The sequence below is a fragment of the Actinocrispum sp. NPDC049592 genome (assembly GCF_040675465.1).
In the GTDB taxonomy this organism is placed as follows: Bacteria; Actinomycetota; Actinomycetes; order Mycobacteriales; family Pseudonocardiaceae; genus Kibdelosporangium.
The window spans coordinates 226,731-247,076 of record NZ_JBFAPA010000006.1; the positions used below are offsets into that span (position 1 = coordinate 226,731).

Sequence of the window (20,346 nt, forward strand, 5' to 3'; positions counted from 1 at the left end):
GTCAGGACCTTTCCAAGTACCGGTGTACCAGCGTGACCGCCATCGCGCCCTCGCCGACCGCGGAGGCCACCCGCTTCACCGAATCGGCGCGCACATCACCTGCAACGAAAACGCCGGGCACATTTGTTTCCAGGTGGTACGGCGGCCGGTCGAGCTGCCAGCCCGCCGGCCGCCCGCCCTCGGTCACCAGGTCCGGGCCGGCCAGCACGAAGCCGCGCTCGTCCCGGGTGATCGTGCCGTCCAGCCAGTCGGTGCGCGGGGCGGCGCCGATGAACGCGAACAGCCAGGACGCCTCGCGCACGGTCTCCTCGCCGGTCTTGTTGTGCCGCAGTGTGATCGACTCCAGGTGCTCGCCGCCCTTGCCGCCGACCACCTCGGTGCAGGTGAGCACCTCGATCCTGTCCTGGTTGGCGGCCAGCTGCTCGATCAGGTAGCTGGACATCGACCGTTCGAGTGAGTCGCCGCGGATCACCACGTAGACCTTGCGGGCGTGCCGGGAGAAGTACATCGCCGCCTGACCGGCCGAGTTCGCGCCGCCGATCAGGTACACGTCCTGGCCCGAGCAGGCCGGGCCCTCGGTGGTCGAGGCGCCGTAGTACACACCCCGGCCGGTGAAGTCGGACAGACCGGGCGCGTCCAGGGTCCGGTAGGACACCCCGGTCGCGAGGATCACGGTGTGCGCGGCCAGTTCCGTGCCGTCGCCGAACTTCACCACCCGGGCCGCCCCGCGCGGCTCCAGCGCCACCACGTCGCGGGTGGTGAGCATCTCGACGTTGAACTTCAGCGCCTGGCGGCGGGCCCGTTCGGTGAGCTGCTCGCCGGACACGCCGTCCGGGAAGCCGAGGTAGTTCTCGATCCGGCTGCTCGTGCCCGCCTGGCCGCCGGTGGCCAGCCGCTCGACCAGCACGGTCCGCAGGCCCTCCGACCCGCCGTAGACCGCCGCGCCCAGCCCGGCCGGACCACCGCCGATCACGATCAGGTCGTAGAAGTCGGTGGACGGCGTGGTGCTCAGGCCCACCCGCGCGGCCAGCTCGGTGTCGGTCGGCTCGATCATCGGTTCGCCCTCGGGCGTGAGCACGACCGGCAGGCAGCCGCCGTCGCGGCCGGCCGCGGTGAGCAGGCGCCGGGCCTCGCAGTCGCCCTCCTCCAGCTCGTACCAGCGGAACGGCACCGAGTTGCGGGCGAGGAAGTCGCGGACCTCGTAGGAGCGGGCGTTCCAGCGGTGGCCCACCACACGCACCTGCCGCACCGGCTGGCGGTCGGCGACCAGCCAGGACTGCAGCAGCTCGTCGATCACCGGGTAGAACTTCTCCTCCGGCGGGTCCCACGGCTTGAGCAGGTAGTGGTCCAGGTCGACCACGTTGATCGCCTGGATGGCGGCGTCGGTGTCCGCGTACGCGGTCAGCAGCACCCGCTTGGCCAGCGGGAACAGGTCCATGGCCGACTCGAGGAACTCGATCCCGCTCATCTGCGGCATCCGGTAGTCGGCCAGCAGCGCGGCGACCTCCTCGCCGCGCAGCTTGATCTCCCGCAGCGCCTCCAGGGCCTGCGGGCCGGACTCCGCGCGCACGATCCGGTAGTTCTCGCCGTACTGCCGGCGCAGGTCGCGCGCCACGGCACGGGACACGCTGGGGTCGTCGTCCACCGTGAGGATGGAGGGCCGGGCGACCCTTTCGGCAGATGTTGTCATGGGCATAGTCAAGCAGTTGTTCGCGCGGAGGCGTACGGTCGCGTCTGACGAAACCCCCTTGACTTCAGGAGCGCACGTGACTTCTGCCGTCTGCCCGGACATCTCCGAACTCGGTCCGGAACCGGCCCCCAGCACCACCGAAGGCTGCGAAGACTGCTTGAAGGTCGGCGGTCGCTGGGTCCACCTGCGGCTGTGCCTCGCCTGTGGCCACGTCGGCTGCTGTGACTCCTCGCCAGCCAAGCACGCCTCCGCGCACGCGGCCGAGTCCGGGCACCCGGTGATCCGTTCGTTCGAGCCCGGCGAGACCTGGCGCTGGTGCTACGTCCACGAGGTCATCGGCTAGGTGCGCAAGGTCATTCTCGATGTGGACACCGGCACCGACGACGCCGTGGCGATCATGTTCGCGGCCCTGCATCCGTCGGTGGAGCTGATCGGGGTCACCACCGTCAACGGCAACGTGCCCCTGGCGAACACCACCGACAACACCCTGCGGGTGCTGGACCACATCGGTTCCTCGGTGCCGGTGTACCCGGGTCTGGCCCATCCCATCGCCCGGCGCGGTTTTCCCGGGCAGCTGCATTTCCGGCCGGACACCAAGCACGACATGCACGGCCAGGCGCTGCCGTTGCCGGAGCCGCGATCGTCCGCTCAGGACACCGACGCTGTTTCGTTCATCGTCTCCACTTTGCGCGCGGCCACCGCTCCGGTGACTTTGGTGGCGGTGGGGCCGTTGAGCAATATCGCCACCGCCGTGTCCGTGGATCCGTCTATTGTGGACGCTGTCGACGAGTTGGTCATCATGGGCGGGGCGCACTCGTACGGAAACGTGACGCCGTCGGCGGAGTTCAATATCTGGACGGATCCCGAGGCCGCCTTCATGGTGTTCTCGGCGGGTTTCGCCAAGGTGACCCTGGTGACGCTGGACGCCACTCATCAGGCCTTGGTGACCCGGGCGGACTGCGAGGCGTTCGCCGCGCTGGGCACTCCCGCCGGCGAGGCGGCCTCCGCGTTGATCAGCCGCCGGATCAACGCCTACACCGCGAACCACGGTGCGGCGATCACCGACACCGCACCGGTGCACGACGCGGTGTGCACGGTCTACCTGGTCCGCCCGGACATCATCACGACCCGGGAGCTGCACGTCACCGTCGAGACCACCGGGAGGCTGACCGTGGGGCGGACCGTGATCGACACCCGCCCGAACGCGAACGGGAAACCCAACGCGCACGTCGCGTTCACCGCGGATCCCGGCGTTCTGGTGTCCCAGTTGAAAGAGACCTTCAGCTGACCCCGATCTGCACCGGATAGCCCTTTCGCAGTACGTCGACAATGGATGGCGGCGTGATCACCGCCGCCATTCCTTGTCCACGGGGCTGCCGGGTGCCATATCCGGAGAAAGTCCATTCAACGACCTCATCCCCTCGGACGACCGCCGTTGTGTCTTGTAGTTTCACGAACGTTCCGTCCGGCAGTTCGTCCCAGGGCATCGGATGCAGCCGCCTTCGGTGCGTTCCGCGGACGATCCGTTCGGCGTGCAACCGCCGGTTGATCTCCCCCGCGGTCCGGCCGCCGATCAGGTCCTTGAACAGCGAGTACGCTTCCCGCCGGCATTCCCCACACGGACGATGCCCCGCCGCGAACGACACCGCCTCGTCGTGGAAGTACAGCCAGGTGAACCGCCCCGCACGCCACTGCTGGGACCGCCGCCCCCGGAACTCCAGCGCACACGTGATCCACAGGTCGCTCGCGTGGAACCGGACGATCTCCCGGCCGCGGTGCAGGATGCCGCGGTTGCCCGTCCAGGCTCCGCGCAACGGGATCGCCACGATGTCCCCCATCGGCGTCACCCGGTTGCGTCCCGGCCCCTGGCTCATACCCGCACCTAAGCAGACCACCCCGACATTCGCCGCCGCTCTCCGGGCTGAACCAAGTTGACAGCGGTGCGGCAGGTGCTCATGGTGGGCGCGTGCGTGCGATCTTCCGGTGGGTGCAGGGGCGGGATGCGGGGTTCTCGGCGCTGAGGAGGGCGGGGCGGGCGGCGATCGTGATGCCGCTGATGTTCGGGGTGGCGGTGGGCGGGATCGGGGACGCGGTGCTGGCGATGTTCGCCGCGTTCGGGTCGATGGCGCTGCTGCTGTTCGTGGACTTCGGCGGGGCGATGCGGGAGCGGCTGCTCGCGCAGGGGATGCTGGTCGTCACCGGGGCGGTGTTGATCACGCTCGGGACGTTGGCGGCGCAGTACGTGTGGCTGGCGACGGTGGGGATGCTGGTCGTCGGGTTCGTGGTCCTGTTCGTGGGGGTGGTCAGCTCGGTGCTGGCGGGCGCCACGACGGCCCTGCTGATCAGTTTCATCCTGCCTGTGTCCCTGCCCGGGCCGCTGAGCACGCTGCCGGACCGCCTCGGCGGGTGGGTGCTCGCAGGTGCGGTCACGATGATCGCGATCTCCGTGCTGTGGCCCGCGCCCGCGGTCGATCCCTTGCGCGCGCCGATCGCCAAGGCGTGCAGCCTGATGGCGAGGCGGCTGCGGGCCCACCTCGACGGCGAGGACTCGGCTGAACTCGCGCAGGAGTCCGTGAAAGCCGTGGAGGACCTCAGGAGAGGCTTCTTCACCACGCCCTACAGGCCCACCGGCCTGACCACTCAGGCGCGCATGCTGGTCCGGCTGGTCGACCAGATCGTCTGGCTGGACTCGATCATGGAGGACATGCCGGTCAGACGCCCCAACCCGGTGGCGCGCGAGGTCAAGGTGGCCGGGGCCGAGCTGCTGGAAGGCGCGGCGGCCCTGCTGGAGACCGGCACCGGTGACCTGACGGCGGAGTTCACGAAGCTCAGGAACGCCCGCGCGGCCATGGAGAAGAAGGTCACCGCGACCCTGCCCGTCCACTATGGACCGACGGAGTTCGTGCAGGACCTCTACCCCAGCTTCCGCGCCCAGGAGATGACCTTCGCGATCACCGAGATCGCCGAGACCATCGAACTGTCGGTGGCCGCCCGGAAACGAACCTGGTGGCAGCAGCTGATCGGCCTGCAGCCGCCGGGCGCGGGCTCGACGATCCGGTCGTTCCGCGAACGCATCGGCGCCCACCTGCAACGCAACTCCGTGTGGCTGCACAACAGCATCCGCGGCGCGATCGCGTTGAGCGTGGCCGTGCTGGTCTCGTACGTCAGCGGGGTCGGGCACTCGTTCTGGGTGGTCCTCGGGTCGATGGCGGTGCTGCGGTCGAACGCCCTGAGCACCGGCCAGAACACCCTCCGCGCGCTGGTCGGCACCACGGTCGGCATCGTGCTCGGCGGCCTGCTCGTCTCGGCGATCGGCACCAACGTGACCATCTCGTGGATCCTCCTGCCGTTCGCGATCATCCTGGCCGGCCTGGCCCCGGCCGTGATCTCGTTCGCCGCGGGCCAGGCCGCGTTCACCATCACGCTGCTGGTCCTGTTCACCATCATCGAACCGACCGGCTGGCAGACCGGGCTGGTGCGGATCGAGGACGTGGCCATCGGCGGCGCGGTCAGCCTGGCGGTCGGAATCCTGTTCTGGCCTCGCGGCGCGGCTCCGGCGATGCGACGGGCCGTTGCCGATGCCCTCACCGACAGCGCGCACTACCTGCGCAGTGCCGTCGACTACGGCGTGAGCAGGTGTGACGAGTGCGTGCCCGCGACCCCGCCGCCCACCGGGGAGGCGCAGCGAGCGGCCGCCTCGGCCCGCCGCATGGACGACGCGTTCCGCAGCTACCTGGCCGAACGCGGCTCCAAACACGTCACCCTCGCGGGCGTCTCGGCGCTGGTCACGGCCGTTGCGGTGATCAGGTTGACTGCGGAGGCCATCCTCGACCTGTGGGAACAGGACTCCTCCTCCGGCGACCGCACCGCGGCCCGCCGAAACGTTCTCGCGACCGGCAAGCAACTCGTCGACTGGTACGACGAGACCGCGGCCGCCCTCGCGAACGGCGGGAAAGTCCCGCAGCCCCTGGCCAAAACCGACGACATCCAGCTGATCGACGCGGTCCGCCACGACCTCGACGGCAACGATCCGCACGCCACGGCCACCGCGGTCAAGGTCATCTGGACCGCCGACCACCTCGACGCGGTCCGCAGGTTGCAGGCAGGCCTGGGCTGATCGGCCTCTGTACGGGCCGCTGGGTGTGCGGGGTGAACGCGGTCAGCCCGGGCCCGGCCCGGCCGCGGGACGCCCGGGTTCGCCCGAGGTGGTGGCGTTCCTAGCCACCGACCGGTCGAGCTTCGGTGCAGGGCGCCATCCTGCCGGCTCGCCGCCTAACCGATCCGCGCGGCGATGGATCGCGCGCACACCAACGATTCGGTGTGCGTGGTGTCCACCTCCACGTCGTAGGTCACGCCTTGGTGCACCACCTCGGCTTGAGCCACAGCCATTCCCGAGTCGCGGTCGCCACGGGCGATCTCCCTGCCCGCGGCGACCGCACTGGCACAGCGCACCCCGACCCACAACACTTCCAGCCCAGCCAATGCGTCCAGCCAACGCCGCTGGGATGCCGCGCCACCAAGGAAAACGTCGTCGATGATCACGTGCGCGCCGGCGCGGGCCATCGCGGCGACGCCGGTCATCCATGCCGCTTCGACGGCCCGGAACCGTGGTCCGACAATCACTTCGCCGTCAGGTCCGAAGTCGATGCCGGTCTTGGCAGGGTGCATGAGGTCGATCAACAGGTCCACGCCGATAGCCAGCCACGGCTCGGGCAGGATGGCCTGGAGGCACCGGGCGATCCCGGACTTGCCCGAGCTGGACCCGCCGTTGAGCACGATCACCTGTGTCGCCATAGGCGCCAGTTCAGCACATCGCGGAATGCCGGGCTGAGACGCCCGCGGCTGTGCGCACTGGAGCACAACGCATAGCCGACCTGCCAGGGACGCGGATGATCGTCGTGCTGTCGACTCCTCTGTGGATGGTCCGCGGGTCCGGTCGCTGCTGACGTCGTGGGGTCAGGAGATGGAGTCGCGATAGGCGTTGACAGATGCTGTCAACCGGTCGAGCGACTTGCGCATCCGGGTCAGCTCGGCCTCGTCGAGCGCCATCGCCGCGCCGATCACCGACGGGACCCCCTGCGCCTTCTCCTTCAGCGCGACCCCCTCGGGGGTGAGGCTGATCCGGACCGACCGCTCATCGTCGGTCTGCCGGGTGCGACGGACCAGACCGGCGCCCTCGAGCCGCTTGAGCAGCGGCGACAGCGTGCCGGAGTCGAGGCTGAGCTCGGCGCCCAGCTCCTTGACCTGCCGGTGGTCCTCCTCCCACAGCGCCAGCATCACCAGGTACTGCGGGTAGGTCAGATCGAGGTCCTCGAGCACGACCCGGTACAGCGACGTGACCGCGCGCGAGGCCGCGTACAGCCCGAAACAGAGCTGGTCGTCCAGCCTCAGCGAATCCATCCTCCGATTGTGGGTCAATCCGTCACGGTGGGCAACTCAAGTGCTCTACATCTCATTGGTCCAAATTCAGTTGTACACAATCAAATTGTGGGCTAGCTTCGTTCTCGTCAGCCCGACCCCGTTCCCAGGAGGACGAAATGACCGCCAACCCGCGCAAGCTGGCCCTGGAGCCCGAGGCCCTGGCGTTCGCCGAGGCCACCGACCAGCCGCCGTACCTGTTCCAGCTGCCGCCCGCCGAGGGCCGCCTGGCCGTCGACGGGGTCCAGGACGGTCCGGTCGACATGCCGGCCGCGGACATCGAGACGCTGGACGTCGACGGCGTGGAGACCCGGATCGTCCGGCCCGCCGGCGCCACCGGTGTGCTGCCGGTGATCGTGTACATCCACGGTGCGGGCTGGGTGTTCGGCGACTTCCACACCCACGAGCGGCTCGTGCGTGAGCTGGCCGTCGGCGTGGGCGCGGCCGTGGTGTTCCCCGAGTACAGCCGGTCGCCGGAGGCCCGCTACCCGGTGGCCATCGAGCAGAACTACACGGTCGCCAAGTGGGTCGCGCAGAAGGGCGCCGCGCACGACCTGGACACCAGCCGGATCGCGATCGCCGGGGACTCGGTCGGCGGGAACATGACCGCGGCACTGACCCTGATGGCCAAGCAGCGCGGCGACGTCACCTTCCAGCAGCAGGTGCTGTTCTACCCGGTCACCGACGCCAACTTCGACACCGAGTCCTACCACCTGTTCGCCGAGGGCTACTTCCTCGGCCGCGAGGGCATGCAGTGGTTCTGGGACCAGTACACGACCGATCCCGCACAGCGCAACGAGATCACCGCTTCGCCGCTGCGGGCCACTGTGGACGAGCTGCGGGGTCTGCCGCCCGCGCTGGTGATCACCGGCGAGGCCGACGTGCTGCGTGACGAGGGCGAGGCGTACGCCGCCAAGCTGCGCCAGGCCGGTGTGCCCGTCACCGCCGTGCGCTACCAGGGCATCATCCACGACTTCGTGATGGTCAACGCCCTGCGCCCGACCCACGCCGCCGAAGCCGCCATCACCCAGGCGATCACCGTGCTGCGGAAGGCTCTGCAGGCCTGACTGGCCTGCTGGACCGACCACGTTCGGGCTTTGTAAGAGTTCTGTTCGGGCCCGTGGAACGCCTGGCGCGGGCCCGAATGGCGCGGCGAGACTGGGCGCATGGGTTTCGTCGGGGAACGGGCCGCGGTGCGGCGGCTGCACGAGCGCTTCGGCCTGGGGCCGCGCCCGGGCGAGCTGAACTCCCGGTTCGACCAGGTCAGCGCCGCTTTACTGGGCAATGTCACGCCCAGCGGGCCGCCACCACCGCAGCTGCAGCCCGAGCCGAAGGCGGCCAAGGACCCGGAACAGCAGACCGCGATCACGGTGTGGTGGCTGGACCGCATGGCGGCCACCGACTCGCCGCTGGTCGAGCGGATGACCTGGTTCTGGCACGGGCATTTCGCCACCAGCGCGCAGAAGGTCCGCGGCGCCGGGCTGATGCTCGCGCAGAACGAGACCCTCCGCCGTCTCGGCCTGGGTGATTTCACTTCGCTGGCGCAGGCGATGATCGTCGACCCGGCGATGCTGATCTGGCTGGACGGCCAGAAGAACACCGCCAAGGCGGCCAACGAGAACCTGGGCCGCGAGTACATGGAGCTGTTCACGCTCGGGGTCGGGCAGTACAGCGAGCAGGATGTCCGCGAGGCCGCGCGGGCGTTGACCGGGTGGAAGGTCGACCGCCAGACGATGACCGCCTCAGTGGTGGCTCGTCAGCACGATCCCGGCTCGAAGACCGTGCTCGGCACCACCGGGCCACTGGACGCGCATTCCCTGGTGGACCTGCTGGTCAGTCGGCCGGCGTCGCCGCGGTTCATCGCGCAGCGGATGTGGACGCGGTTCGTCGGGCGGACTCCCCCGGCCGAGGATGTGTTGGTGCGCCTGGTGACCGCGTACGGCCCCAATCGCGACTTACATGCCTTGGTGCGCGCCATCGCGGCCGAACCTGTGTTCCGGGATGAGGCGAGCACGGTCGTCAAGCAGCCGGTCGATTGGGTGGTCGGGGTCATGCGTGCGTTCAAGATCCGCCCGTCGGAACTGTCCACAGCGGACCAGAAGAAGCTGCTGGCCGGGCTACGCGGGATGGGACAGGTGCCGTTCCTGCCGCCGAGCGTGGGTGGCTGGCCTTCCGGTCCGGCGTGGCTCACCACGGCCGCTGGGATGTCACGGCTTCAGGTCGCCCGGTTGCTCACGGCCAAAGTGGACGGTTTCTCGGTCTCATCGCTGGCTGATCTGCTTGGCGTGGACTGGAGTGACCGCACCCGCGCGGCTCTGTCCCCTTTGGAGCGTCAGCCCCGGCAGCTCGCGGCGGTCGCGGTGTGCGCGCCCGAGTACGTGGTCAGCGGATAGGAGTGTCTGTTGTGGATGGTCTGAAGCCGGTCACCCGCCGCAGGTTCCTGACCTGGTCCGGGATCGCCGCCGCTGGCGCACTGGGGGTCGGCGCCACTCAGGTGAACTGGTCGGATTTGCTGGCCCGCGCCTCTTCCGACCCACTGCCGCCCGGCACGGGCATCCTGGTCGTGGTGACGTTGTACGGGGGCAATGACGGGCTGAACACGGTGATCCCCGCGTCGGACTCCGCCTATCAGTCGGCTCGGCCGGATCTGGCGTACAAGCCGTCCGAGGTGCTGGACCTGGGCGAGGGGCTAGGCCTGAACCCGGGCATGAAGGGCTTGAAAGGGCTGTGGGACACCAAGAAGCTGGCGATCGTGCGCGGGGTCGGTTATCCGCAGCCCGATCACAGTCATTTCCGGTCGATGGCCATCTGGCAGACCGCTTCGCCCAAGTCGCCGTCCACCACCGGATGGCTGGGGCGGTGGCTGGACGCGTCCGGCGACGACCCGATCCGCGCGTTGTCCGTCGAACCCGTGTTGCCTCCGTTGCTGGCCGGTGAGAAGACCGCGGGCGCATCGCTGCCCGCCTCGGGCCTGCAGATCCCCCAAGGCGCGCTGGGCAAGGCTTTCCTGGCGTTGGGCAAGCCGCAGGTCGGCGAGAACCCGGATTTCGCGCGGGCCGCCAAGTCGATCACCGACCTCGCCGAGGCCGCGCAGGCCCTGAAAGACGCCAAGTCCCACGACCCGGACCCGCCCACCGACGAGGAACGCAGCAAGGGCGGCTCGGCCGGTGGCCGCGGCGCCCTTGGCGCCCAACTGGATCTCGTCGCCGGCCTGATCGAGACCGGCGTCCCGTCCCGCGCCTACTCGGTGTCCCTGGGCGGGTTTGACACCCACGCGGACGAACGCGGCACGCAGCAACGCCTACTGTCCGAGCTGGACAGCGCTCTCACGGCCTTCACGGAACGGATCAACCGCAGCAACCGCGCCAACGACGTGGTGACAATGGTCTACTCCGAGTTCGGCCGCCGCGTGCGCGCCAACGCCAGCGACGGCACCGACCACGGCACCGCCGGCCCCGCATTCCTGCTCGGCCAACGAGTCCTCGGCGGCTTCCACGGCCAGCAACCCAGCCTCACCGACCTGGACAACGGCGACCTCAAACCCACAACCGACTTCCGCGACATCTACGCCACCCTGCTGGAACGCGTCCTCACCACCGACCCAGCCCAGATCCTGTCCGAACACCCCGGCCGCCTAGACGCCCTCCTCACCGCCTGAAAGGCACCCGCGCCAACAACTCCGGCAACGCAGCCGCCATATCCGGCACCTCCAACCCAAGCCTGGTCAGCCGATCGACAACGTCCTGGATGGTCAGCTCATACATCAGCGCGGTTCGAAGCACATCGCCGACAGACACGGCCCGGTCCAGGTCCAGAAGCCGCAGAAGCTTCTTGTTCGGCGCGTCGGACCACTGCTCCGGCACTGCACTGGGCGCGATCTCGAAGCCGAGGCCGGTGAGGATGCCCAGCGTCTCCCGCACGCTCAGCTTGGCCTGCTCCGCCGCGTCGAGGACGTGAAGGAGCGACACGGTGGCCGGTGTCCACAGCGGATCGCGGTATCCCAGGCCGCGGAGACGGTCGAGGCTCTCCGCCCAGGACTTGCCGAACCGCCACGCCGCTTCGACCACGACCCGCGCCAACCGGAACCTGATGTCTGCTTGTCTGAGGCCTGTCAATTCTCCGGCCAGCCACCGATCGAACGCGTCGAAGTCACGGGTCACGACTTCGTCGGGCGGCACGCTCAAGCCCAGCGAAGCCAGCCGCCGCGCGGCCGTGGCCGGATCGCATCCCGCGTGTTCGGCTGCCGAGAGCAACTGGCTGATCCCGACCGGCACTCTGCCCACGACACCGAGCGAGAACCCGAACGTCTCGAGCAACCGGGCGTCCAACTCCTCGATCCGGTCCGGCAGTTCCTCGGTGCCGGGTGACACGTAGCCAAGATCCGTCAGCCGGCGGGCAGCCTCGCTTGGTGGGATTCCCCAGGAGAAGGCGACCAGCATCACCCATACCGGTGCCACAGTGCCGTCTTGCCGGATCAACGGGTGGATGTTCAGAATGCCCGAAGACTTCGTTCCCGCGATCCAGTCCGGCACGGAGTCGAAGGGATCCACTTGAAATCCCAGGAACGCCAATCGTTCGACGACATCAGGTACTGACAGCCGCAGTTCGCACGCGGCATGGATACTCTGACCACGGTGTACCCGCCAGTCACTGTCGCGCCACCGCGGCTTGCCGTCGCAGTAGGCACTTGTCAAGAACTGGTCCTGATAGGTGAACGACCGGTGATCTCCGGCCAGCTGCCGGGTGTCGAACGCATACTCCTCCAGCCGCCGGATGATGTCCGGGACCGGCATCCGGGTGGCACGATGGGCCGCGATCAGGTGCCCCATGGGAACCGGTACCCCCGGGTCGAGCCACGGCGCCGTGCCGTCGAGATTCCCGCTCAGCAGAACTAGATCCTGCGGTGTGACCGACCCCGCATGGTCGGTCCAGCCGGGTATGACAGCCGCGAAACCGAGGATCTTCATCCGGTCGGCCACCTCAGCCGGGCCGGCTTGCAGGCGGACGGCCATGTCAACGATCCGGCCAGGAGGGATCTGCACGACTTTTCCGTTGCGAACCTCGGCGGGGACCCGGATCGCATCGGTCAGCAGCTCGTCGGCCGGCAATGCGGTGAGTACCTCGTCCTGCGGTACCGCGGGCCGTGCCGCGTGGCCGCCGACGATGGCAAGCAACCGCCAGAGCAGCACATGGTCACTGAGCTCCGCCTGGCTGTGCGGCATCCCGGTCAGATCGAACCGCGCTACCACCTTCAGATCTTCCGGGAAGCATCCGACAGTGCGTACGTCGAGCCGGGAACCGCGAACCGTCACCTCCGCACCAGCGTCCGCGAGGGCTGACGTCAGGGCATTGGCAGCAACAGGAGTCTCCTTCGCGAGGTCGCACAGCCACTCGTAGGTGAGGAACGACGGGCGGGCGGACACGAGATCGGGAACCGCATCGATCATCAGAGCCGAGATACGGCCGGTGATGTCCTCACGCACCGACGATCGATCGACGGTCAGCAAGGGCACCGGCGGTCCGGTGAGGTTCACCAGGGCGCCTTTGATCTTGCTGTCGGTGAGACGATTGCTTCTCGGCAGGCCCACGTGGACGCCGTCCACGAGCAGTCCGCCGCCGCTCGCGCACCAGACCACCTGTCCTTGTGGCGTCACCGGGCCTGGGACAACCTCGCCGGAAACCTCGATGCCGGGTTCTGTTCTGCCCCACGATGGACGGACCTCGAACTTGGACCTGACCCACGTATCCGTGACGCCGTCGTGGTTGGCGTGGGTGTCGAATTCGGCTATGCCGAGGAGGCGTTGGAGGACGTCGACGCATGATGGGGCGGTGCTGCCGTCACGGAGGTAGAGGGTGACTTCGGTGCCGACGCGTTGGTCACCGGTGTACGGCTCTATGCGGAACAGGTGACCGGGGCCGGCGATCTGCACTTCCAGCGCCGGGCCGGTGGGGTCGTCGCCACGGCCCATGCGACGGGTGGTCACGCGGATCTCGTCGGCCAACATGAAGTAACTCAGGACGCCGATGCCGTAGCGGCTGTTCGGGATGAACTGGACGCCGGAGGCCGCCCATTCGGCTACCTCGTCGTGGAACTCGCGGCGGTCGGGGAATCGGACGCCCACTCTGGAGAAGACCTCGCGGAGGTCGGATTCACCCATGCCGATGCCGTTGTCCTTGCACTTCAGGACGTGCCGGCCGTTCTCCATGCCTTGCCAGAACCGGATCTCGCCGGTCCACGCCCGGTCGCCGCTCGCCTCATGCCGGGCTTTGCGCCAGCGGCACGCGTCCAGGGCGTTCTGGTACAGCTCGCGGATGGCGAGGGACTTGTCGCCGTAGAGTTGTTCGCCCATCAGCAGTTCGCGGATCCGGGCCTCGTCGAGGCGGAACCGAGGTACCGGTCGGGAGAAGTTCTGGGCGTCCGCGGCTTTGACAGCGTCGGCCGAGGCTGCTGCGGGGAGGTTGACCAGCAGGTCGACGTTCGTCGTCCGGATGGCCGCGAGCAGGGCCATTGTGCTGTCGACGTGGCTGCTCAGCGACTCCAGGACGGCTTCGTGGTGGCACTCGGCGACCAGGCTGAGATCCGCTCCCGACGGTTCCCAGCGAGCGTCGCGGATCGTCGCCTTGACCTGCTTCATGTCGACCGGCCGGGGGATGCCAAAATGCTCGACCAGCGTCATCGGTAACCGCATGAGGTCGATGGCCAGCTGATGCGCCACCACGAGCAGCAGCGCGACCCGCTCCTCATCGACTTTCTGCACGTCACCGGTGATGCCCGCCGAGTACCGGGCGTGGATGTCCAGGTTGTGCCGGGTCTCGCGGTCGCGCAGCTGATCCGGAGTCAGCCGGAACAGCGCGGTGATCTTGCGGATCGTCCGGGTGAGCACGCTGCGGAGCATCGGATTTTCCGCGGGCAAAGAACGTTCGGTGCGATCGGGCGGAAAGCCCTTGATCCACTGGTGGAACAGCCACCAGCCGATCGCCTTCCCACTCTCGTCCCCGCCGCGGTCATCGAGGTGCACGAATTCGGTGCGGTTCACCAGCCTGCTCTGCTCCGGACCGACGAGGAACCGCTCGTAGCCGAGCCGGTGACTAGCCGAAGCGAGCAGCCGGAGGTCAGTAGGGCCGACATCCAGCGACTCAACGACCCGCTCGGCCGACCAGACCTGATGCACCATCGGCGTCAAGATCAGCAGCGCGGCTTCGAGCAGGGAGAACTCCACCGGGCGGCCGAGATGGCTGATCCGCTGTCTGAGTTCCCGTGTCATGCGGGTGGCGAACTCAGGGTCCAGCCACGGGTCATCGGCGAGCTTGGCCGCGAGCGTTTGCCAGTGGTCGTACAGCTTTCCGGCGATCTCCACGACTGTTGGCCGCAGCTTGCCGCGATCTTCCGTGTGGTCCCAGGCGATGTGGGTCTCGGCGAGCCCACACCAGGGGTTCGCCGAGGTCACCGGCGGTGGTTCAACGGGCTGACCGGTGACCGAGATATAGACGTCACCAGTCTGCCCGAACTGGAAGGAGTTCGCGGTGGTGCCGCTGATCTCGTTGTGAATCGACGTCCGTTCGTCGTCCGCCATGCCCCTCGCCCCGCCTCGTGCTCGGCCGCATCCGGTTGACAGTAGCCGAGGTCAGAGGCGGCCGCCGCTGGCGGTGTCGCCGGAGAGGCGTTGCGCGAGGTAGACGGGGACGGTGGAGACGATGATCAGGACAGCGGCCACGACGTTGACGACGGGGGCTTGGTTGGGGCGGAAAAGGTTGTTGTAGATCCAGATCGGCAGCGTCTCCAGGCCGGTGCCGAGGGTGAAGGTGGTCACGATGATCTCGTCGAAGGACAGGGCGAAGGCGAGCAGGCCGCCGGCGAGCAGGGCCGAACGCAGCATCGGGAAGGTGACCAGGCGGAACGTGGTCGGGCCGGTGGCGCCGAGGTCCATCGACGCCTCCTCGAGGTTGCCGCCCATCCGGCGCAGGCGCGCGACAACGTTGTTGAACACCACGACAATGCAAAACGTGGCGTGCGCGATGATCGCGGTGATCAGGCCGAGGTCGATGCCCAGGATGGTGCGGAACGCGTTGTTCAGGGCGATGCCGGTGACGATGCCGGGCAACGCGATCGGCAGGATGATCAGCAACGAGATCGGGTCGCGGCCGAAGAACTTGTAGCGCTGCAAGGCGAACGAGGCCATCGTGCCGAGCACCAGCGCGATGGCGGTGGCCGCAAGACCCGCGAGTACGGATGTCCACAGTGCACTCAACGCGCCTTCGTTGGTGACCGCGCGGCGCCACCACTCGACGGTGAACCTCGTCGGCGGCCAGCCGAACGTGGTGTCGGCGTTGAAGGAGTTCAGCAGGACCACCAGGAGCGGGAAGTAGATCACCGCGAGGCCCAGTCCCAGCGCGGTCCGCAGCAGGATGCGCACTTCTCCGGCCTCCTAGAGGTTGTCCAGCGCGCCGGTGCGGCGCACCGCGGCCAGGTAGATGAGCATGATCACGACCGGGACCGTGGCCACCGTCGCGGCGAACGGCAGGTTGTTGGCCGCGCCGATGTTGTCGTAGACCACGTTGCCGAGCATCTGGCTGGTGCCGCCGACGATCTTCACCGTGATGTAGTCGCCCAGGGAAAGGGAGAACGTGAAGATCGACCCGGCCACGATCGCCGGGAACGCCAGCGGCAGGATCACCGACCGGAACGTGCGGAACGACCGCGCGCCAAGGTCACCGGAAGCGTCCACCATGGACTGTGGCAGCCGTTCGAGACCCGCGTAGATCGGCAGGATCATGTACGGCAGCCACAGGTACGACAACGTGATGATGGTCGCCGTGACCCCGTAGCCGATGCCGAACACGTGCAGGACTCCGTTGCCGGACAACATACTCCGCCACGCGTAGGCCTTCACCAGGTAGCTCGCCCACAGCGGGGTCATGATCGCGATCACCAGGATCCGCTGGGTTCTCGGCTTCGCGAGCTTGGCCATCGCGTAGGCCATCGGGAACGCGATCACCGCGTCGATCACCGTGACCAGGATGGCGATCCCCAAGGTGCGGAACGTGATCGTGCGGTACACCGCGTCGGAGAACAGCGTCGCGAAGTTGTCCAGCGACCAGTCGGTGACCACCTGCCCGGTGAACACATCCGTGCGCCAGAACGCCGTGATGAACAAGGCGGCGAGCGCCCCGAGATACGCCAGCCCCAGCCACAACATCGGCGCGGACAGCAGGATACCGAGCCGGAGCCTGGGCCTGCGGAAGAAGAACGCGGTCATGCCTCCGGCCCCCGATTTCCAGCGTACGGCAATGGTTCCGGCGTAAGGCAAGCCTGCGCGGGAACCGGCTGTGGACAAGTGCCGCCTGCGGACAGCCCTGGATCGGCGGCGGGAGAACTGTCGTACCCGTCCGGTAGCGTGGAAACCGGGGGCCGGAGGCCAAGGCGCGTGGCCACCCGCCCGGTGCTCGGGCGGGCGACCAGGTCGCAGCTGTGGGGCAGCCGGGGCCGGAAGCGCATGGGTCTCAGCCCTTGATGTCGGTCCAGGCGCGGGTCCATTCGCCGTAGTCCTTGCACTTGACGTCCGTGCGGCCGTCGAGGCACTGCGGAATCGGCGTTGTCCAGTACGCGATCTTGGCGGCGTAGGCGGAGTCGTTGGCGTGGTAGGTGTCGCAGAGGGTTTTGTCGGTCATTTCGGCGCACGCCTTGGAGTTGGCGGGGGCTTCGCCGAAGTACTCGGCGACCTGGGCGTTCACCGAGGGGCTGATGATGTAGTCGAGCCACTTGTAGGCGCAGGTCTTGTGGGCCGACTTCGTCGCGACCATCCAGGTGTCCGACCACCCGGTGACGCCTTCGGAGGGAACCGTTGCCTCCAAAGGAGTTCCCTCGGCCTTGGTCACGTTCACGGTGACCTGCCAGGCGGTGCCGACCACGGAGTCGCCGTTCTTCAACGACTGCGACTCCTTCAGGTAGTCCGACCAGTACTCGCTGACCAACGGCCGCTGCTGCTTGAGCAACGCCACTGCCGCCGCGAACTGCTTGTCGTCCAACGCATACGGGTTCTTGATGCCGAGATCCGGTTGGTGGGACTGGAGGTACAGGGCCGCGTCGGCGATGTAGATCGGCGAGTCGTAGGCGATGACCTTGCCCTTGTACGGCGAGTTCGCGTCGAACATCACCGACCAGGAGGTCGGCGCGGGGCTCACCTTGTCGGTGCGCCAGGTGAGGATGTTCGCGCCCCAGCCGTGGGGGATGCCGTAGGCGACGTTGTTGACGCTGTTCCACGACTTGTCTTTGAGGAACGGGTAAACGTCGTTGTAGTTGGGCACGAGGACGGTGTTCACCGGTTCCACGTCACCGGAGGCGACCAGGCGCAGGGACGCGTCGCCTGAGGCGGAGACCACGTCGTACTGGCCGGTCTTCATCAGCGTCACGGCCTCGTCCGAGGTGCCGAACGGCTTCACGTTGACCTTGCAGCCGGTCTGCTGCTCGAACGGTGTCACCCAGTTGATCTTGGGGTCGTTCGCGCCGTTCTCCGCGTATCCCGGCCACGCCAGCACGTTCAGCGCGCCCTCGGGCTGGCCGAGTGCCTTCAGCGCCTCGAGTTTCGGCGGGGTGAAGCCCTGCGCGCCGGGGGCGGAGGCCGGCGAGTTCGACCCCGAGGTCCCGCACGCCGCCAGCAGCAGGCACACCGCCCCGGAGATCAGCGTTTTCTTCATGACTGGTGCCCTTCCGGTGAGGGGACTCGGTAACAGTGGTCGTGCCGCCAGGTGAGCCGGACCCGGCCGTCGGTGACCTCGAAGCCGTCGCCGATGTTCTGCCGTACAACGGAAAGCTGGCCGCCCGCGTCGAGGGCGACGGCGTAGCGCACGGTCGCGCCAGCGTAGACGACGCTGGTAACCGTGCCAGTCGCGCTGGTGTGCCCGTCCGGGGCGGGCGACGAGAGATCGCCGTCGATGCGGATCTTCTCCGGCCGGATGCTGTACACGCCCGGCTTGCCGATCACCGTCTCCGCGCTGCGCCCACTGAGCAGATTGGACGTTCCGACGAACCCGGCGACGAACTCGGTGGCCGGGCAGTCGTACACTTCGGACGGTGAGCCGACCTGTTCGATCCGGCCGTTGTTGAACACCGCGATCCGGTCGCTCATGGTCAGCGCCTCGTCCTGGTCGTGCGTGACGAACACGAACGTGATGCCGACATCCCGCTGGATCTGCTTGAGCTCGACCTGCATGGCCTGGCGCAGCTTGAGATCCAGCGCACCGAGCGGTTCGTCCAGCAGCAACACCTTGGGACGGTTGACCAACGCGCGCGCCAGTGCGACCCGTTGCCGCTGGCCGCCGGACAGCTGGGACGGTTTGCGTTCGGCGAACCCCTCCAGCCGGACGGTGTGCAGCGCCTCCTCGGCGCGTCTTCGCCGTTCCGCCCGCGGCACCTTCTTCACCCGCAAGCCGTATTCCACGTTCTGCCGCACCGACATGTGCGGGAACAAGGCGTAGTCCTGGAACACGGTGTTGACGTCCCGCTCGAACGGTGCCAGCCGGGACACGTCCTGCCCGGCCAGCTCGACCGTCCCGGCGGTGGGCAGCTCGAACCCGGCGATCATGCGCAGCACGGTCGTCTTGCCCGACCCGGACGGCCCCAGCATGGAGAAGAACTCGCCCGGCTGGATGTCCAGGTCGACCCCGTCGACCGCGACGACCTCACCGAAGTGCTTGCGCAGCCCGGAAAGCCGGACCGCGAGCGACCCGGTGAGCGCGGGCGAGGCCGGCAGCACGGGAGTGGGGGCTTGGTTGGGCATCAGAGGGCGCTCATCACGTGCTTGACCCGGGTGTAGTCCTCGAACCCGTACATCGACAGATCCTTGCCATACCCCGACTTCTTGAACCCGCCGTGCGGCATCTCGGCCACCAGCGGGATGTGCGTGTTGATCCACACGCAGCCGTAGTCGAGCTTGGCCGCCATCCGCATCGCGGTCTGGTGGTCCCGGGTCCACACCGAGGACGCGAGTCCATAAGGGACACCGTTGGCCGAACGCACCGCGTCGGCCTCGTCCTTGAACCGCTGCACGGTGATCACCGGCCCGAACACCTCGTTCTGGGTGATCTCGTCATCCTGCTCGACCCCGGACACCACGGTCGGCGCGTAGAAGTAGCCCTCCTCGCCGACCCGCGATCCTCCTGTTTGGACACTCGCGTGCTCGGGGAGGCGGTTGACGAACCCCGCCACCCGGTCAAGCTGGGCTGCGTTGTTCAACGGCCCGTAGGCCACCGAGGAGTCGTCCGGTCTGCCGGTCTTGGTGGCCGAGGCCTGCTGGCTCAACGCGGCCACGAAGTCGTCGTGCACCTCTTCGGACACCAGAACGCGGGTCGCCGCCGTGCAGTCCTGCCCGGCGTTGAAGTACCCGGCCATCGCGATGCCCGCGGCCGCGGCCTGCAGATCGGCGTCGGAGAACACCACCACCGGCGCCTTGCCACCGAGTTCCAGGTGGACCCGCTTGACATCCCGGGCAGCCGCGGCGGCGACCTCGACCCCGGCACGAACCGACCCGGTGATCGACACCATCGCGGGGATCTCGTGCGCCACAAGGCATCTGCCGGTGTCCCGGTCGCCGCAGACCACGTTGAACACGCCCGCGGGCAGGAATTCCGCGCAGATCTCGGCGAGCAGCAATGTCGACGCCGGAGTGGTGTCCGACGGCTTGAGCACGACCGTGTTCCCGGCGGCGAGAGCGGGCGCGATCTTCCAGATGGCCATCAGCAGCGGGTAGTTCCACGGCGTGACCTGCGCGCACACCCCGACCGGCTCGCGCCGGACGAACGATGTGTGCCCCTCGAGGTACTCCCCCGCCGACCGGCCTTCCAGCACCCGCGCGGCCCCGGCGAAGAACCGCAGCTGGTCGACCGCCGGCGGCAGTTCCTCGGAGGCGGTGAGCCCCAACGGTTTCCCGGTGTCCCGCGATTCGATGTCGACCAGCTCGTCGGCCCGCGCCTCGACCGCGTCAGCGATCTTGAGCAGCGCCAGCTGACGCCGGGCCGGTGTGGTCTCGCGCCAGGTCTCGAACGCGATGGCCGCGGTCTTCAGCGCCCGGTCGACGTCCTCGGCCCCCGCGACCGGCGCGGTGGCGTAGGCGCGGCCGGTGACCGGATCGATGATGTCGGCGACCTTCCCGGACAGTGGCTCGACGTGGTTGCCGCCGATGAAGTGCTTCAGCTCCCGCACCTGGAACTCCCGCTGTATCGACTCCGCTACCCGACGTGAT

General features: G+C 68.2%; 16 protein-coding genes. 6 read left to right on the forward strand and 10 right to left on the reverse strand.

The features are described 5' to 3' along the window. Nucleotide 1 precedes the first annotated feature (1 nt). On the reverse strand, nucleotides 2–1,690 hold the full coding sequence (locus AB0J95_RS17925) for an FAD-dependent oxidoreductase (RefSeq protein WP_364758339.1): 1,689 nt from the start codon (nucleotides 1,688–1,690) through the stop codon (nucleotides 2–4). 76 nt (nucleotides 1,691–1,766) lie between these two features. On the opposite strand from AB0J95_RS17925, the gene AB0J95_RS17930 reads away from it, so the two are divergent. Both AB0J95_RS17930 and AB0J95_RS17935 read left to right on the forward strand, forming a co-directional pair. Next, nucleotides 1,767–2,033, forward strand: coding sequence for a UBP-type zinc finger domain-containing protein (locus AB0J95_RS17930; protein ID WP_364758341.1), 267 nt, complete (start codon nucleotides 1,767–1,769; stop codon nucleotides 2,031–2,033). Continuing rightward, complete coding sequence (locus AB0J95_RS17935) at nucleotides 2,034–2,978, forward strand: nucleoside hydrolase (RefSeq protein ID WP_364758342.1); 945 nt, start codon at nucleotides 2,034–2,036, stop codon at nucleotides 2,976–2,978. Here AB0J95_RS17935 and AB0J95_RS17940 read toward each other — a convergent pair. Next, nucleotides 2,971–3,564, reverse strand: a complete 594-nt coding sequence (locus AB0J95_RS17940) for a hypothetical protein (protein ID WP_364758344.1) — start codon at nucleotides 3,562–3,564, stop codon at nucleotides 2,971–2,973. The genes AB0J95_RS17935 and AB0J95_RS17940 overlap by 8 nt on opposite strands. Before the next feature lie 92 nt (nucleotides 3,565–3,656). On the opposite strand from AB0J95_RS17940, the gene AB0J95_RS17945 reads away from it, so the two are divergent. Next, nucleotides 3,657–5,807: an FUSC family protein gene (locus AB0J95_RS17945; protein WP_364758346.1), complete on the forward strand. Its 2,151-nt coding sequence runs from the start codon at nucleotides 3,657–3,659 to the stop codon at nucleotides 5,805–5,807. A 155-nt stretch (nucleotides 5,808–5,962) separates the two neighbouring features. On the opposite strand, the gene cpt is transcribed toward AB0J95_RS17945, so the two are convergent. Next, a complete protein-coding gene (gene cpt / locus AB0J95_RS17950; protein WP_364758348.1) occupies nucleotides 5,963–6,484 on the reverse strand; it encodes a chloramphenicol phosphotransferase CPT in 522 nt (173 codons plus the stop codon). A 162-nt stretch (nucleotides 6,485–6,646) separates the two neighbouring features. After that, the gene (locus AB0J95_RS17955) at nucleotides 6,647–7,090 is read right to left on the reverse strand and encodes a MarR family transcriptional regulator (RefSeq protein ID WP_364758350.1); all 444 of its coding nucleotides are present in this window, start codon (nucleotides 7,088–7,090) and stop codon (nucleotides 6,647–6,649) included. A gap of 137 nt (nucleotides 7,091–7,227) precedes the next feature. Here AB0J95_RS17955 and AB0J95_RS17960 point away from each other — a divergent pair, with 137 nt between their 5' ends. The 3 genes from AB0J95_RS17960 to AB0J95_RS17970 all read left to right on the forward strand — a co-directional run bounded on the left by AB0J95_RS17960 (nucleotide 7,228) and on the right by AB0J95_RS17970 (nucleotide 10,766). Continuing rightward, a complete protein-coding gene (locus tag AB0J95_RS17960) occupies nucleotides 7,228–8,175 on the forward strand; it encodes an alpha/beta hydrolase (RefSeq protein WP_364758352.1) in 948 nt (315 codons plus the stop codon). A gap of 99 nt (nucleotides 8,176–8,274) precedes the next feature. Then, on the forward strand, nucleotides 8,275–9,501 hold the full coding sequence (locus AB0J95_RS17965) for a DUF1800 domain-containing protein (protein ID WP_364758354.1): 1,227 nt from the start codon (nucleotides 8,275–8,277) through the stop codon (nucleotides 9,499–9,501). 11 nt (nucleotides 9,502–9,512) lie between these two features. Beyond that, nucleotides 9,513–10,766, forward strand: a complete 1,254-nt coding sequence (locus tag AB0J95_RS17970; RefSeq protein WP_364758356.1) for a DUF1501 domain-containing protein — start codon at nucleotides 9,513–9,515, stop codon at nucleotides 10,764–10,766. Here the strand turns inward: AB0J95_RS17970 and AB0J95_RS17975 are convergent. From AB0J95_RS17975 to AB0J95_RS18000, 6 genes are all read right to left on the reverse strand, one after another. Then, complete coding sequence (locus AB0J95_RS17975; protein WP_364758358.1) at nucleotides 10,756–14,682, reverse strand: hypothetical protein; 3,927 nt, start codon at nucleotides 14,680–14,682, stop codon at nucleotides 10,756–10,758. The genes AB0J95_RS17970 and AB0J95_RS17975 overlap by 11 nt on opposite strands. Nucleotides 14,683–14,733: 51 nt before the next feature. Then, the gene (locus AB0J95_RS17980) at nucleotides 14,734–15,522 is read right to left on the reverse strand and encodes an ABC transporter permease (RefSeq protein WP_364758359.1); all 789 of its coding nucleotides are present in this window, start codon (nucleotides 15,520–15,522) and stop codon (nucleotides 14,734–14,736) included. Nucleotides 15,523–15,534: 12 nt separating this feature from the next. Next, complete coding sequence (locus tag AB0J95_RS17985) at nucleotides 15,535–16,365, reverse strand: ABC transporter permease (protein WP_364758361.1); 831 nt, start codon at nucleotides 16,363–16,365, stop codon at nucleotides 15,535–15,537. 244 nt (nucleotides 16,366–16,609) lie between these two features. Continuing rightward, nucleotides 16,610–17,803 carry an ABC transporter substrate-binding protein gene (locus AB0J95_RS17990; RefSeq protein ID WP_364758363.1) on the reverse strand — a complete coding sequence of 398 codons (1,194 nt, stop codon included), beginning with the start codon at nucleotides 17,801–17,803 and terminating at the stop codon, nucleotides 16,610–16,612. After that, nucleotides 17,800–18,885: an ABC transporter ATP-binding protein gene (locus AB0J95_RS17995; RefSeq protein ID WP_364758365.1), complete on the reverse strand. Its 1,086-nt coding sequence runs from the start codon at nucleotides 18,883–18,885 to the stop codon at nucleotides 17,800–17,802. The genes AB0J95_RS17990 and AB0J95_RS17995 overlap by 4 nt, the downstream gene beginning before the upstream one ends. Continuing rightward, a complete protein-coding gene (locus AB0J95_RS18000; protein WP_364758367.1) occupies nucleotides 18,885–20,306 on the reverse strand; it encodes a gamma-aminobutyraldehyde dehydrogenase in 1,422 nt (473 codons plus the stop codon). The genes AB0J95_RS17995 and AB0J95_RS18000 overlap by 1 nt, the downstream gene beginning before the upstream one ends. Between the last annotated feature and the right edge of the window lie 40 nt (nucleotides 20,307–20,346).